Genomic DNA, 14,436 nt, shown 5'->3' on the forward strand with positions numbered 1-14,436 from the left:
TCGAAGACGACGATGGCCGGGACGCACGAGGCTGCCGGGTTCGATAGCGCCCGTGTCCTCGGCGTCATCCCTCGCCGTGTGGATTCACGCGGGCGACGGTGACGCCTTCCGCGACGAAGGGCGCGGTCAGCTGCTCATCCGCGTCGGTCACCAGCGTCCACGGCAGAGGGAGTGCCGCCCAGGAGTGGTACGGGCGGCGTCCGAGCTTGCTCGCATGGGCCAACACGTACACGGAGGTGGAGCGCGCCGCGAGCCGCAGCTTGAGCGTGGTCTGCTGGGCATCGGCTTCGCAGATGCCCAGGGTGGCGTCGACGCTGTCCGCACCGAGGAACGCGCGGTCGAACGTGAGGGTCTCGACGGCCATCTGGGTGAGCGGGCCGACGAAGCCGTGGCTCACGGGGCGGAAGGATCCGCCGAGGGCGGTGATCGCGAGATTCTCCGAGCGAGAGAGCTCCTGCAGCACGGAGAGGCTCGTCGTGGTCACGGCGATGTTCGAGCGGTTCCGGAGACGATGCGCCAGTGCCATCACGGTGGAGCCCGCGTCGAGCGCGATCGAATCACCCGGTGCGATCTGATCGGCGGCCCAGCTGCCGATCGCGAGCTTCGCCACGTGCGCTTCGCCGAGCCGCTGGCTCAGACCTGGCTCGGAAGGGGAGCCCGTGGCGACGGCGCCTCCGTACGTCCGGGTGATCTGGCCTTCTGACTCGAGATGCGCGAGATCGCGGCGGATTGTCGACGGGGAGACCTCGAATCGCTCGGACAGCGCGGCGACATGAAGTGACGCGCCGGCCGTCGAGAGACGGACGATCTCGGCGCGACGACGGCGTGTGTTCAGAACCATGGCGGCGCTCCGGGCTTGTGGAATCGCGTGAAGTGAGCAGGAAGTGCCTCACATTAGCAGGCCGATGCGCGCACAACATGCAATTGATGAGCAATCTCGGGCGTGGGTTTGAGTGGACCGCGCACGGCTGGCATGGTGAAGAAGTTCCTTCACGGCAGCGTCGTCGTCAGCGCGGCACGCGCCACATCACATCGCATCGTGCTTCGCATCCCAGAACGGACGACCTGAATATGACGGTTCCCTCGGCCCAGCTCGTGCTGGGCACAATGACCTTCGGAGACACGGTCGGCAAGGACGACGCGGCACGCATGATCGACGTGGCCCTCGGCGCCGGCATCGAGTGGATCGATACGGCCAATGCGTACGTCGGCGGCGAGACGGAGACGATCCTCGGCGAACTGGGCGTCGCGCGCCGTGACGGCGTGCGAATCGCGACGAAGGCGGGTATGCCGCACGCCGACGCCGGAGACCAGCCGCCGCTGTCGGCAGCGGCGATCCGAGCGAGCGTGGAGGGCAGTCTCTGCCGCCTGCGCGCCGACCGTGTCGACCTCTTCTACCTGCACCAGCCCGATCGGCGGACGCCTGTCGAGGAGACGATGAGCGCGATCGCCGACCTCGTAGGCGAGGGCGTGATCGGAGAGCTCGGCGTCTCGAACTACGCCGCATGGCAGATCGCCGAGCTCGGTCACGTCGCGGAGCGGGTCGGGGCGCCGCGCCCCGTCGTCGCCCAGCAGCTGTACAACCTCGTGGCCCGGCGCATCGAGGAGGAGTACCTGGAATTCGCTGCGACGACCGGCCTGGCGACCATGGTCTACAACCCCCTGGGCGGCGGCCTCCTCAGTGGCAAGCACCGCTTCGAGCAGCGGCCGGCCGAGGGGCGCTTCGGCGATTCGCGCTTGGCCGGCATGTACACCCAGCGCTACTGGAACGCCGACCTGTTCGCGGCGATCGGCGAGCTCTCCGAGATCGCCGACGGCGTGGGGGTCCCGCTCAGCGAGTTCGCCCTCCGGTGGCTCATCGGACGGCCCGGGGTCGACTCGCTGCTGCTGGGCGGCTCCAAGCTCTCTCATCTCGAGGCGAACATCGCCGCGGCGGCCCGCGGGCCGCTGCCGGAAGATGCGCTGGCCGCGGCCGACGCCGTCGGCGTGCGCCTGCGCGGCCCGATGCCCGCCTACAACCGCTGATACCCGCACTTCGACAAGGAGCACCTGCACCCATGAGCGCACAAGATCTCGCGAGCCGCGTCCGCAGCGGCGAGCCCGTCGTCGGCTACTGGATCGTCACCGACAATCCCTTCGGCACCGAGAGGATCGCCCGTGCCGGATACGACTACGTCGCCTTCGACCTGCAGCACGGCCTGCTCGATCACGCCGGGCTTCTCCGCGGTGTGCTTGCCACCGACGCGGTCGGCTCGGCAGGGGCCGTGCGCGTCGGCGCGAACACGCCTGCGGACATCGGGCGTGCCCTCGACGCCGGAGCGGTCGCGGTGATCGTGCCTCTCGTCAACACGGCCGAGGAGGCGGCAGCGGCGGTCGCCGCCGCGCACTATCCGCCGCGCGGGGTGCGATCGTACGGGCCGATGCGCTCCGGCCTGCGCGTGGGGCCGGTCCCCGCCGAAGCGGATCGGTCTGTCCTCGTCTTCGCGATGATCGAGACGCCCGAGGCGTTGGAGAACCTGGACGCGATCGCCGCCACCCCTGGCCTCGACGGCCTCTACATCGGGCCATCCGATCTCACCATCGCGCTCGGCGGGAAGACCTCCACCGACTCCGCCGTCGAGCGGGAGTTCGATGCCGCTATCGAGCGGATCCGCCTTGCAGCGGAGGCCAACGGCATTGTGCCGGGGATCCACTCGCCCTCGGGCGCCGTCGCCCGCCTGCGGCTGGCGCAGGGCTTCCGATTCGTGTCCGTGGCGTCCGACCTCACGCATCTCGAGGCAGCGGCGGCGAGTCACCTGAGCGATGCGCGGGCCGACCGATGACCTCCCGTTACGCGGCCCAGGCCGACCTGACGCCGACGGTGGACCGCGCTCTGTTCGACGGCGTGCTGCGACCACACTCGACACAGCCGGGACGGACGGACGCGTACATCGCGCCCGCGACTGCGCAGAGCCATGCGTCGTTTCTGCACCGGCTCGCCGACGGCGGGCTCGGCATGGTGTGGTTCGGAGGCACGCAAGAGGGCGTGGGCGACATCTCCATCCACTTCTCCCGCCTGGCCACGGGTGCGGACGGCTGGAGCGCCCCTGTCCGTCTGACGGATGACGCGACGCGCTCCGAGCAGAACCCCGTGCTCTTCACCACTCCCGCGGGAGAACTGTGGCTCCTGTACACCGCGCAGCATGCAGGCAACCAGGACACCGCCGAGGTGCGGCGCCGCGTGTCGCTCGACGACGGCCGCTCGTGGGGTCCCGTGGAGACGATCCTCCCGGCGACCGAGCAGGGCGGCGTCTTCATCCGCCAGCCGCTCGTCGTCACGCGCACCGGCCGGTGGCTGCTCCCGATCTTCTCGTGCGTGCGCGTCGATGGGCGCAAGTGGAGCGGCGATCGCGACACGAGCTCCGTCATGATCTCCGACGACTCCGGCGTCACCTGGCGCGAGGTTCCGGTGCCCGACAGTACAGGGGCAGTTCACATGAACATCCTCGAGCAGTCGGATGGCACGCTCGTCGCCCTGTATCGCAGCCGCTGGGCGGACGCGATCCACAGGTCGGAGTCGACGGACGACGGCGAGAACTGGACGGCGCCGACGCCCATCGACCTGCCCAACAACAATTCCTCGATTCAGGCGGCTCTCCTTCGGGACGACCGCATCGCCATCGTCTACAACCACGCGAGTCGTCTCGACGCCACCGGGCGCCGCGAGAACCTGTACGACGAGATCGATGACGACGGATTGATCGAACCCGAGAACAGGCACGCCGCCGCGGTCTCCGAGGCGGCGCCCCACTCCGAGACGCCGCATGCCGCCGACGAGCGCACCGCGTTCTGGGGAGCGCCGCGCGCGCCGCTCTCCCTCGCCGTCTCCTCTGACGGAGGGCGATCTTTCCAGGTCCTCGCAGACCTCGATCAAGGTGACGGATTCTGCCTGACGAACAACTCGCGGGACGGGCTGAACAGGGAGTTCTCCTACCCGTCGCTCAGCCTGGCTCCCGACGGCTCGCTCGACATCGCCTACTCGTACTTCCGGCAGACCATCAAGCACGTCCGGCTCGCGCCGGGTTGGGATCGAGACGGCGGAGCGTCACGGTGACCTGTGCGCCGCAGGTCGTCGGCATCGTGGCCGACGACGCCACAGGCGCTGCCGACGCGGCGGCCGTGTTCGCCCTTCACGGCTGGCGGGTCCTGCTCGTCGTCGAGCCGGACGGTGTGCCGATGCTCGGCGACGGTGGCGTCGATGCGCCGACCGTCATCGCCATCGCCACGGGAGCACGCCCGCAGGACGACGCGGACGCCCGCCGGATGACGGTGGCGGCGGTGCGTCGGCTCGCCGACGCTGGCGTCGATCGGCTCGTCCTGAAGATCGACTCGACCATCCGCGGCAGCCTGCGCGCGCAGGTCGAAGGGGGAGTGGAGGCGTGGCGCGAGCGGCGGGCGGATGCCCGTGCCCTTGTCGCTCCCGCATTTCCGGCGCAGGGCCGCACCGTCGCAGGCGGCATCGTGTACGTCGACGGTGTGCCCGTCGCCGACACCGCGTCCGGGAGGGATCCGCTCACACCCGTGTCGTCGAGTGACCTTGCGCATCTGCTCCCGGGGTATCGGCGTCTCGAGTGCTTCGAGCCGTTCGAGCTCGCCGCGGACGTGGCGGGCGTCTACGCCGACGCGACGACCGATGAGGATCTCGACCGAGTGGCCGCGCTCGCCGACACCGATGCCGCGATCGTGGCCGCGGGCTCTGCGGGTCTGGCGTCGGCGCTGGCGCGACGCTGGGCACACGTCCGGCGAGCTGACCCGGCGGGTTCTCCTGCCCGCGACCTGCTCGTCGCCGTCAGCTCCCGGCACCCCGCGTCTGCTGCTCAGCTCGCCGCGCTCCGCGACGCCGCCGTCGGAGATGTCGAGATCCTGATGACCGCCGAGGAGGACCAGGCGAGCCCGGCGATCGCCGCCGAGGCGCTCGCGGCCGGCGTCCTCGATGCCGTGCGCCGCGGTCCTGTCGACGCCGTCATCTCGGTCGGCGGCGACGGCACAGCGGCGATCCTCTCGGCCCTCGGTGCCGCTGCCGTCGAGTTCGACGGCGTGCTCATTGTCGGCTGCCCTACCGGGACGGTCATCGGCGGCGCCGCCGCCGGGCTGCGCCTGGTCACGAAGTCGGGGGGGTTCGGCCAGCCGGACACCCTCCTCGAACTGGTGGGGGCGCTCCGAGCAGGGTCGAGACCCGCCGAAGAACTCATCCGCCACACCACCCGAAGGATCCTTCCATGACTGATCAGCCCATCCTTCCCACGCTTGCGCTCACCCTCGGCGACGTCGCGGGAGTCGGCCCTGAGATCGCAGCCAAGACGCTCCTGCTGCACCCCGAGCTGCGCGAGATCGCGGTGCCGGTGGTCATCGGCGATGCCGATGCGCTCCGCCGGGGCGCGCGATTCGCCGGACTCGACCCGGATGCGGTGCGCGTGATCGCCGATCCTCGGGACGCGACGAACGATCCCGCGATCATCGAGGTCGTGCAGGTCGGCCCGTCTCTCGCGGACGTCTCCGTCGGCGAGCTCAGCGCTGCTGCGGGCGACGGCGCGTACCGATTCGTGGCGGAGGCCTGCCGACTCGCTCGAGAGGGTGTCGTCGATGCGATCGTCACCGCGCCGCTGAACAAGGCCGCGATGCACGCGGGCGGGCACAAGTGGCCGGGACACACCGAGCTGCTCGCGCACGAGTTCGGAGTGAAGAACTACAGCCTCGTGCTCTCCGCCGGCGACCTCTACGTCTTCCACCTCACTGCGCACATGTCCCTCGCGCACGCCATCGAGCACACCACGCCGGAGCGGGCAGACGACGTGCTCTCGCTCGCGGGCGCCTTCGTGAGCGCACTCGGACGCCCGGACGAGCCGATCGGCCTGTGCGGACTCAATCCGCACGCTGGCGAGAACCGCATCTTCGGCGACCAGGACGCGGACGTGCTCGCGCCGGCCGTGGAGCGCGCACGCGAGCGCGGGATCAACGCGCATGGCCCGCTCCCCGCCGATGCCCTGATCCCCTCAGCGGTCAAGGGCAAGTGGAACGTCGTGATCGCGTGCTACCACGACCAGGGACATGCGCCGTTCAAGGCGGTCTACGGCGACGACGGCGTGAACATCACGGTCGGCCTGCCTGTCGTCCGCGTCTCCGTCGACCATGGGACGGCCTTCGACATCGCCGGGAAGGGCATCGCGCGCGAGGCGAGCCTCGTGCTGTCGGTCCGTCGCGCTGCCGAGCTCTCCCACGGCTGGGACACGGTATGGGAGGCCGCGCGCGTCGCAACCGCGCCCAGTGGAAGCTGACGCGATCGCGTCAGCGAGCGAAGGCGCCGTCACGCGCCCCGCCCTTCTCGATGAGCCGCGAGAACCTCAACCGCGAGCCATCCTCTTCCTCCGTGCTCCCCGCTGAGCCGGACCTCTCTGCAAAGGAGCAGCGATCTTGACTCTGCCCATGATCTTCGCCCTCGCGATCACCGTCCTCATGATCATCCTGATCATGATCGATCGCCTTCCCTTCGGCGTCCCGCCGCTGATCGCCTGCCTCTTGCTGGTGGTGTTCAACGTCGTGCCGATCAACGTGGCGTTCAGCGGGTTCGCGAACGCCACCATCGTGATGCTCGCCGCATTCATGGCGGTCATCGCCGCGCTGCAGAAAACGGATCTCGTCACCGGTTTCAAACAGATGATCTCCCGGCTTGCGACGAAGGGCGGGTTCAAGGCGTATGCCCTGATCATCGTGTTCGTCATGGTCGGCTGCAGCATCTTCGGCACGGGATCGACGGCGTACTACGTTCTCGTCATCGGCCTGCTGTCGACGCTCGCCTACAACAAGAAGCTGCCGCCGTCGAAGGTCCTCATGCCGGCTGGCTTCGCCGCGAACCACCCGATGCTGCCGTTCAACGTCGCGCTGCAGTACGGCATCGTCGTCGCCGTGCTCGAGGCGACGGGGGTCGATGAGCGCGTCGATCTCGTGAGGTTCTCGCTCGTCAACCTCGTCCTGAGTCTCGGATTCCTCATCTGGTGCCTGGTCGCATACCGCATGCTTCCCGACCATCCCATCGCGGGCGACGAGTCCGAGGAGCGCGACGGTGGGGTGGAAGGCCGAGCCCCCGCGCGCGGGGGCGGCATCGCCGAGGCCGCCGCCACCGCGACCGCAACCGTGATCGCGCCGGTCGCGACCCGCCGCGACCAGATGGTGACGTACATCTGCTTCGCGATCGCCGTCGCAGGGATGATCGCGTACAGCTACATCGGCGACGCGGGCTACGCGATCACGGGCCTTGCCGTCGTTGTCCTCCTGGTGACCCGGGTGCTGACCTTCGCGGAGATCCGCGACGCGATCAGCCAGCCGATCATCATCATGTCGGCCGGCGTCATCGGGATCGCCGAGGCTCTCGGCGCCACGGGGCTCACACAGCTCGTCGGCGAGACCGTAGCCGGATTCCTCGGCGGGAATGTCAGCCCGTTCCTCCTCGTGTTCGCGTTCTGCATCCTGACGAGTCTTCTCGCGACTCTCACGGGGTCGACCATCGGAACGGTGTACGTCTTCGCGCCGCTGGCAATCGCGACCTGCGTCGGCCTGGGGCTCGACCCGACAGCCGCCGCGATCGCCATCGTGATCTCGGGGTGGAACGGCCACTTCCTTCCGATCGACGGTCTGCCTGCGATGGTCATGGGCGTGGGGAAGTACTCGCTCGTGCAGTTCTGGAAGTTCACGGTGCCCATGTACTTCATCCGCCTGCTGGCGCTGTCCGCCGGCGCGATCATCCTCTTCCCGATGTGACCGGGAACGCCGTACACCCACCCTCGGAGAGGACACCGCCATGAGCAACACGTTCGAGCTCGCGCACGTGGGCATCAACAACCCGGACGGAGAGGCCGCGGAGGCGCTCTGCGCTCTGCTGTGCCTGATGTTCAACCTCGATTCCCGGCAGGGGAAGAAGTCCGAGTTCGCGGGCACCTTCTTCGAGTGCGTGCGTTCGCCGTACCTCGGGACGAACGGCCATATCGGGATGGCGACCGCCGATCTCGCCTCGGCCGTTGAAGAGCTGACTGAGAAGGGTTTCCGCTTCAATCACGCGACAGCCGCGCACTTCGATGACGGGCGTCTTCAGAACATCTACCTGGACGGGGAGTTCGGCGGGTTCGCCATCCACGTGATGCAGAAGTAGCCGGCATCGCCCTGAGGGCGTTGTCAGACGCGGCTAGACGTCCGGCGACCCGATGCTGATCGCGGCGGAGCCGTCGGGCAGGATGTCGATGGCCCCGTCGATCGTGAAGGTCACGTCCTGGCTCACGTGGAAGATCGAGCCGTCGTAGATCGACTGCACGTCCATCTCGATGTGGGCGATCGCGCCGGCGGGCGCGATCGCCCAGTACGCGCCGTCCGGCACGACGGCGACGTTCGGCTGCGCGGCGATCGACCAGGTCGGCGGCGTGATCACGCGCTCGTAGGTCTCGTAGCCGAAAGGGCAGCCGGTCGGCTGAAGCACCCGCTGCGTCGTGCACTGCTCGAGGAAGTCGTGCACCTGACCCGTGATGATGTCGTTGAACTCGTCGGTCGGGCGCGCCTGCACGTCGACGGGGACCGCCGCGAGGGACTGCTGCGCGAGAGCGCGGACCGGCGCGGCCTCCGCGGCCGACGTGTCGACCGAGACGGCGTACGCGCCCGGCGCGAACACGAGCATCGAGACCGGATCGAGGGGCGCGGCATCCGCCCCGTCGGGTGAGACCTGCCGCTTGTCGAGCTCGAACCCGTTGACCGTGAAGCGCATCGAGCCCCGCACCGTCACGTCGAGCACGGCGAGGGGCGTCGTCTCGAAGCGCCAGGCCGGGACGAGGCCCGACCATCCGTCCTGCTCGACGCGGAACGTGGAGCGCCCTTCCTGGCCCGCCGCGGAGAACGAGAGGGTCACCTCGACGACGCCCTCCGACATCCGCGACGCGATCACCGTCACGTCGCCGAGGTCGTCGGACAGCGCCGATCCGCGCAGCAGCGCGTCGCTCACGGTCGTCGGGATCCCGGCGGCCTCGAGATCCGCCGAGTCGACGGCGACGCCGGGGATCGTGAGCGCGTCGGCCGCGCGCCCGTCGGCGAGCATCCCGACGTACCGCTCCACGAAGGCCTCCGGGCCCCAGAACACGCGATACAGGGCTGCGAAGCCCGCGGCGATCGCCGCGACGAGGAGCAGCCCGACGACGACGAAGCCCGCCACCTCGGCGGTGCGCCCCCGCTCGCGCCGGCGGATGGCCGTGGCCGGGGAGGGCGCGTCGGCCGACCCTCCGCGCGAGGGCGCGGCGTCGGTCACGGCCTGCTCCATGCGGCCAGTCTAGGAACGACACGCCGGGCGGAGCCTGCGAACGGCTGTGGAGTGCCGGAACCGGGCCGCGTTCACCTCTCTACGATGGAAGGGTGACCGCACCTGCTCTGTCGGCGGAGCAGGAAGCCCTGTTCCGCCTCATCGAGGACACGCGCGAGCATGTCTTCATCACGGGGCGCGCGGGCACGGGCAAGTCGACCCTGCTGCGCCACCTGACGTGGCACACGAGCAAGCAGATCGCGATCTGCGCGCCCACAGGCGTCGCGGCGCTCAACGTCGAGGGCCAGACCATCCACTCGCTCTTCAAGCTCCCGATCGGGCTCATCGCCGACCAGGATCTCGAGCAGAGCGACGCGACCCGCAAGCTGCTCAACGCGATCGACACGCTCGTGATCGACGAGATCTCGATGGTCAACGCCGACCTCATGGACGCCATCGACCGGTCGCTCCGCCAGGCGCGCGGCCGACGCCGCGAGCCGTTCGGCGGCGTGCAGGTGGTCATGTTCGGCGACCCCTACCAGCTCGCCCCCGTCCCGCCCCGCGGCGACGAGGCGCGCTACATCGCCGACCACTACCGCTCGTTCTGGTTCTTCGACGCCCACGTGTGGGCCGGTGCCGAGCCGGGCGGCGACGGGCTCATCGACCTGGGGCGCCACGGCGCGGATCTGCACATCCGCGAGCTCACCCACATCCACCGTCAGTCCGACGACGGGTTCAAGGCGATGCTGAACGCGGTCCGGTACGGGCGCGTCACCGCCGACATCGCCGAGAAGCTCAACCGCGCGGGCGCGCGCACTCCGCCCGCCGACCCCTCCGATCCCGTGATCACGCTCGCGACGCGCAACGACCGCGTGAACGCGATCAACGCGAAGCACCTCGCCGCCCTGGCCGGGAGAGAGCAGACCGCGGTCGCCGAGATCAGCGGCGACTTCGGCCGCGGCGACGTGTACCCGGCCGACGAGCAGCTCAAGCTCAAGGTCGGCGCGCAGGTGATGTTCCTCCGCAACGACGTGTCGGGCCCCGACGGGCCGCGCTGGGTGAACGGCACGATCGGCATCGTCACCCGCATCATGGGCGACTCCGTGCGCGTCGAGGTCGACGGCGAGGAGTTCGACGTCGAGCCGACCGTGTGGGAGAAGCACCGCTACTCGTACGACGCGGCGTCGAAGAAGCTCAGCCGCGACGTGGTCGCCGAGTTCACGCAGTTCCCGCTCCGCCTCGCGTGGGCCGTCACGATCCACAAGTCGCAGGGCAAGACCTACGACCGCGCGATCGTCGATCTCGGCTCGGGCGCCTTCGCCCCCGGGCAGACGTACGTCGCCCTCTCGCGCCTCACGTCGCTCGACGGCCTGTACCTCACCCGTCCGCTGCGGCCATCCGACATCCGCGTCGACGAGGACGTCCGCCGGTTCATGCGGGCCGCGTGGGAGCGCGACGCGGCGGGCATGCGCTCGGCGGCGACGGGCTGAGCGCCGCGGAACGTCACGGTTCTGCATCCTCGCCGGGATCCCGGGCAAGGGTCGCCTAAACTCGACCTCGGAGCAACTGGGGGGTTGTGGAATGCGGAAATCCACTGTGCGCGCGCGGATGGCGCGCGCCTCGGCGGTCCTCGCGGGACTCGCGGCGATCGCGCTCGCGGCGTCCGGCTGCACGGCGAGCGCTGCGGCTGCCGGATCGGAGGTGCCGATCGCCTCGTCGGAGCTTCCGAAGAAGACCGTCGAGCAGCTCGAGGCGGCGGTGGACCACGCGATGCAGGGTGCCGGAGCATCGGGCGCCCTCGTCTCGGTCTGGATCCCCTGGGCCGGGGCCTGGGTCGAGGGCATCGGCACGACCGGCCCCGACTCGGACGAGCCCGTCACGACCGACATGCGCTTCCGCGTCGGCGAGGTCACCCGGGCGATGACGTGCGACGTGCTCTACCGGGTCGCCGACGAGGGCGTCGTCGCCCTCGACGACCCCGTGAGCGAGTGGGTGTCGAGCGTCCCCAATCTCTCCGACATCACCCTCCAGCAGCTCTGCGACGGCACGTCGGGCCTGGGCGACGGCCGCGACCGCCTCTCCCCGCAGTTCACGGCCACGCCGAAGCGCGAGTGGAACCCGCGTGAGCTCGCCGCGACCGGCATCGCCGAGCGCGGGCGCGTGGGCGCTGAGGTCCGCGACTCGGACGCCGGGTACATCCTCCTCGGCATGGCGCTCGAGCACGCGACCCGCGAGAGCATGCACACGCTGTTCGAGGAGTACCTCGCCGAGCCGCTCGACCTGACCGCGACCGAGCTCCCCAAAGACACGGCCGCCGAGCCGGGGGAGCCCGCGCTGCGCGGCTGGATCTCGGACGGCGCGGATCGCGAGGCCGGCTGCGTCGCGCCGACGGAGTACACGACGAGCTCGTCGAGCATCGGCTTCACCGACTCGGGCGCGACGAGCACGATCGGCGATCTCGCCCGCTTCGGGCAGTCGCTCGCGCTCGCGTCGGTCGACGATGAGGGCGAGCGCACGGAGCGCTGGTCGAAGGCGCTGCCCTACGAGGGCGACGACTACGTCAGCGGCGCGTACATCGCGGGCAGCCTCGTCGGCCAGAAGGGCGCGGCGCTCGGGTACCTGACGAGCGTGTACGCCGACCCGCAGACGGGCATGACCGTCGCCGTCGCGCTCAACAACTCGGCCGCCGGCGCGGATCTCGTGGGCGCGCTCGCGAAGGAGCTCGCGGCGATCGCGTCGAAGGCGCCGGCCGCGGACGGCCAGGAGCAGCCCGAGTTCGGCCTCCCGTGGACCGCGGAGGACTTCCACGCCGTCGTCGCCGAGAAGGCGGTCTGCCCGATCGACTGACGTCGACGGCGCCTACTCCGCGTCGCCGCGCTGACGGCGCTCGCGGGTGATCAGCGTGATGGCCATCGCGACGGCGACGCCGAGCACGGTCTCGATCGCGCGGTCCGCCATGAGCTGCGCCACCGGCAGCGGATGGCCGAGCTGCACCATGCACAGCGCGAGCGGTGTGATGAAGAGCAGCGCGACCGTGTAGTTCCGGCCGATGAACAGCTCGGCGCCGAGCTGCATCACCGCGATGATGAGGATGAGGGCGAGCGGCGGCGGCGCGAAGGCCAGCACGGCCCACGTGATGAGCACGCCGACGAGGGTTCCGACGACGCGCTGCGTGCCGCGGAGGAGGCGCGCGGATGCCGTCGGCGCCGCCATCGGGACGACCACCGAGACGATCGCCCAGTACGGATGGCCGATGCCGATCGCGGTCGCGACGGAGCCCGCGAGCACGACGCCGAGGCCGTACCGGACGAGGTAGTGCCGCAGCGGCCACTCCGGGCCGTCGCCAGGCAGGGTGCCGGGGTCCGCGGGGCGGCGCGGCCAGGTCTGCGCGACGCGCGCGATGTGGCGCCGCCAGAGGTGGCGACCGAGCGAGGTCAGATAGGTGAGCGCGAGGCTCAGCGCGAGGGCGGCGGCCGACACGAGCGCGGCGGGCACGAGGTCGGCGGCGGTGCGGGCGGTCGAGGCGCACGCGCCGAGCGCGAAGACGTGGAAGAGCACGCCGGGCGGGTGCCAGTTGCGTCGGTGCGAGACGACCGCGATCCCGGTCGCGAACACGGCCGCGACCGGGATGAGCAGCCACTCCCGTCCGGGCCAGAGCGCCACCGCGACGCCGAGGAGGATCGCGAGGATGAGCGTCAGCCCCGCCTCCGCCTGCGACCGCAGCCGCTCCGGGAGGGGGAGGGTCCGCCCGAAGATCGACGACAGCGCGCCGAACGACGCGTACATCGCCCAGTCGAGCCTGTCGGCTCCCCAGAGCACGAGGAGAGGCAGCAGCACGGACAGCGCCGCCCGGATGGCCACGGTCCACTCCCCGCGCGCCGGCTGGATGCGGAAGAGGTCGCGCAGGAAGGAGGGAGGAGCCATCCCCTCTATTCTCCTCCTGCGGTCAGGTTGCGACCGCGACCGCGTCGGCGGCGACCCGGGTGCGCGCCATCCCGGCTGCCACGGCGAGCACGGCCAGGGCGGCGGCGGTCATCGCGGCGCCGACCCAGATCGGCGCGGTGTAGCCGAGGCCCGCGGTGATCGCGACGCCGCCGGCCCACGCGCCGAGCGCGTTGCCGACGTTGAACGCGCCGATGTTCGCGCCCGAGGCGAGCGTCGGAGCCTGGCCGGCATACGCCATGATGCGGCTCTGGAGGCCCGGGACGGTGCCGAAGCCGAAGCCGCCCATGAGGAAGAGGGCGACGACGGTCGCGATCTGCGATCCGGCGAGCAGGGCGAAGAGCGCGAGCACGACGACGAGCGCCGCGGTGAAGACGATGAGCGTCGGGTCGATCGCGCGGTCGGCGAGCCGCCCGCCGATGCCGTTGCCGAGCACGAGGCCGGCCCCGAACACCACGAGCAGCCACGGCACGGCGCCTGCCGCGAAGCCGCTGACCTCGGTGAGCGTGTACGCGATGTACGTGAAGGCGCCGAACATGCCGCCGAACGCGAGGACCGTGACGATGAGCGAGAGCCAGACCTGGGTCGAGCGGAACGCACGCAGCTCGCGGCGCAGGCTCACGCGCTCCTCGGGAGCCGGGATGGCCGGGACGAGGGCCGCGACGCCCGCGAGCGCGATGAGGCCGATCGCGGAGATCGCCCAGAACGTGGAGCGCCAGCCGAGCTCCTGGCCGAGGAACGTGCCGAAGGGCACGCCCAGCACGTTCGCGGCCGTGAGGCCCGTGAACATGATGGCGATCGCGCCGGCCTTCTTCTCGGGCGCGACCAGGCCCGCGGCGACGACCGAGCCGATGCCGAAGAACGCGCCGTGGCAGAGCGCGGCGAGGATGCGCCCGGCCATGGCGGTGGCGTAGTCGGGTGCGAGCGCGGTGAGCGCGTTGCCGAGGATGAAGAGGACGATGAGGCTGAGGAGCACGGCCTTACGGGGCAGGCGGATGGTCGCGGCCGTGAGGAGGAGGGCGCCGACCACGACGCTGAGCGCGTAGCCCGAGATGAGCCATCCGGCGGCCGCCTCCGAGACGGCGAAGTCGCGTGCCACCTCGGGCAGCAGGCCCATGATGACGAATTCCGTGAGTCCGATGCCGAAGGCGCCGATGGCGAGGGCGATCAGTCCGAGGGGCATG

At 70.5% G+C, this 14,436-nt stretch carries 13 protein-coding genes; 9 read left to right on the plus strand and 4 right to left on the minus strand.

What is annotated here, in order from left to right; genetic code table 11:
- Positions 1-64: 64 nt before the first annotated feature.
- Complete coding sequence (locus M1D56_RS00490) at positions 65-841, minus strand: DeoR/GlpR family DNA-binding transcription regulator (RefSeq protein WP_456284309.1); 777 nt, start codon at positions 839-841, stop codon at positions 65-67.
- A gap of 230 nt (positions 842-1,071) precedes the next feature.
- Here M1D56_RS00490 and M1D56_RS00495 point away from each other — a divergent pair, with 230 nt between their 5' ends.
- The 7 genes from M1D56_RS00495 to M1D56_RS00525 all read left to right on the plus strand — a co-directional run bounded on the left by M1D56_RS00495 (position 1,072) and on the right by M1D56_RS00525 (position 8,182).
- A complete protein-coding gene (locus M1D56_RS00495) occupies positions 1,072-2,025 on the plus strand; it encodes an aldo/keto reductase (protein ID WP_456284310.1) in 954 nt (317 codons plus the stop codon).
- Between the two features lie 32 nt (positions 2,026-2,057).
- A complete protein-coding gene (locus M1D56_RS00500; protein ID WP_456284311.1) occupies positions 2,058-2,822 on the plus strand; it encodes an HpcH/HpaI aldolase family protein in 765 nt (254 codons plus the stop codon).
- Entirely contained in the window at positions 2,819-4,093 is a 1,275-nt protein-coding gene (locus tag M1D56_RS00505) for a sialidase family protein (protein WP_456284312.1), read from the plus strand. Before M1D56_RS00500 ends, M1D56_RS00505 begins: the two co-directional genes overlap by 4 nt.
- Positions 4,090-5,262, plus strand: coding sequence for a four-carbon acid sugar kinase family protein (locus M1D56_RS00510; protein ID WP_456284313.1), 1,173 nt, complete (start codon positions 4,090-4,092; stop codon positions 5,260-5,262). The genes M1D56_RS00505 and M1D56_RS00510 overlap by 4 nt, the downstream gene beginning before the upstream one ends.
- The gene (pdxA, locus tag M1D56_RS00515) at positions 5,259-6,314 is read left to right on the plus strand and encodes a 4-hydroxythreonine-4-phosphate dehydrogenase PdxA (protein ID WP_456284314.1); all 1,056 of its coding nucleotides are present in this window, start codon (positions 5,259-5,261) and stop codon (positions 6,312-6,314) included. Before M1D56_RS00510 ends, pdxA begins: the two co-directional genes overlap by 4 nt.
- A gap of 136 nt (positions 6,315-6,450) precedes the next feature.
- Entirely contained in the window at positions 6,451-7,794 is a 1,344-nt protein-coding gene (locus M1D56_RS00520) for an SLC13 family permease (protein WP_456284315.1), read from the plus strand.
- Between the two features lie 40 nt (positions 7,795-7,834).
- Complete coding sequence (locus M1D56_RS00525) at positions 7,835-8,182, plus strand: hypothetical protein (RefSeq protein ID WP_456284316.1); 348 nt, start codon at positions 7,835-7,837, stop codon at positions 8,180-8,182.
- A 33-nt stretch (positions 8,183-8,215) separates the two neighbouring features.
- Here M1D56_RS00525 and M1D56_RS00530 read toward each other — a convergent pair whose 3' ends face one another.
- Positions 8,216-9,331, minus strand: a complete 1,116-nt coding sequence (locus M1D56_RS00530) for a hypothetical protein (RefSeq protein ID WP_455969286.1) — start codon at positions 9,329-9,331, stop codon at positions 8,216-8,218.
- 92 nt (positions 9,332-9,423) lie between these two features.
- Between M1D56_RS00530 and M1D56_RS00535 the strand changes: the two genes are divergently transcribed.
- Positions 9,424-10,800: an ATP-dependent DNA helicase gene (locus M1D56_RS00535; protein WP_282978492.1), complete on the plus strand. Its 1,377-nt coding sequence runs from the start codon at positions 9,424-9,426 to the stop codon at positions 10,798-10,800.
- 91 nt (positions 10,801-10,891) lie between these two features.
- Positions 10,892-12,157 (plus strand): serine hydrolase domain-containing protein, encoded by a 1,266-nt coding sequence (locus M1D56_RS00540; protein ID WP_282978493.1) that lies wholly within the window; start codon positions 10,892-10,894, stop codon positions 12,155-12,157.
- Positions 12,158-12,169: 12 nt separating this feature from the next.
- On the opposite strand, the gene M1D56_RS00545 is transcribed toward M1D56_RS00540, so the two are convergent.
- A complete protein-coding gene (locus M1D56_RS00545; RefSeq protein WP_456284317.1) occupies positions 12,170-13,234 on the minus strand; it encodes an FUSC family protein in 1,065 nt (354 codons plus the stop codon).
- A gap of 22 nt (positions 13,235-13,256) precedes the next feature.
- On the minus strand, positions 13,257-14,435 hold the full coding sequence (locus M1D56_RS00550) for an MFS transporter (protein ID WP_456284318.1): 1,179 nt from the start codon (positions 14,433-14,435) through the stop codon (positions 13,257-13,259).
- Position 14,436 lies beyond the last annotated feature (1 nt).

Source organism: Microbacterium sp. JZ101, from assembly GCF_053903175.1.

Coding starts and splice junctions, on each gene's coding strand:
- M1D56_RS00495 (WP_456284310.1), top strand. CDS start 1,072: ATGACGGTTCCCTCGGCCCAGCTCGTGCTGGGCACAATGACCTTCGGA.
- M1D56_RS00545 (WP_456284317.1), bottom strand. CDS start 13,234: ATGGCTCCTCCCTCCTTCCTGCGCGACCTCTTCCGCATCCAGCCGGCG.
- M1D56_RS00500 (WP_456284311.1), top strand. CDS start 2,058: ATGAGCGCACAAGATCTCGCGAGCCGCGTCCGCAGCGGCGAGCCCGTC.
- pdxA (WP_456284314.1), top strand. CDS start 5,259: ATGACTGATCAGCCCATCCTTCCCACGCTTGCGCTCACCCTCGGCGAC.
- M1D56_RS00540 (WP_282978493.1), top strand. CDS start 10,892: ATGCGGAAATCCACTGTGCGCGCGCGGATGGCGCGCGCCTCGGCGGTC.
- M1D56_RS00505 (WP_456284312.1), top strand. CDS start 2,819: ATGACCTCCCGTTACGCGGCCCAGGCCGACCTGACGCCGACGGTGGAC.
- M1D56_RS00525 (WP_456284316.1), top strand. CDS start 7,835: ATGAGCAACACGTTCGAGCTCGCGCACGTGGGCATCAACAACCCGGAC.
- M1D56_RS00550 (WP_456284318.1), bottom strand. CDS start 14,435: ATGCCCCTCGGACTGATCGCCCTCGCCATCGGCGCCTTCGGCATCGGA.
- M1D56_RS00530 (WP_455969286.1), bottom strand. CDS start 9,331: ATGGAGCAGGCCGTGACCGACGCCGCGCCCTCGCGCGGAGGGTCGGCC.
- M1D56_RS00490 (WP_456284309.1), bottom strand. CDS start 841: ATGGTTCTGAACACACGCCGTCGTCGCGCCGAGATCGTCCGTCTCTCG.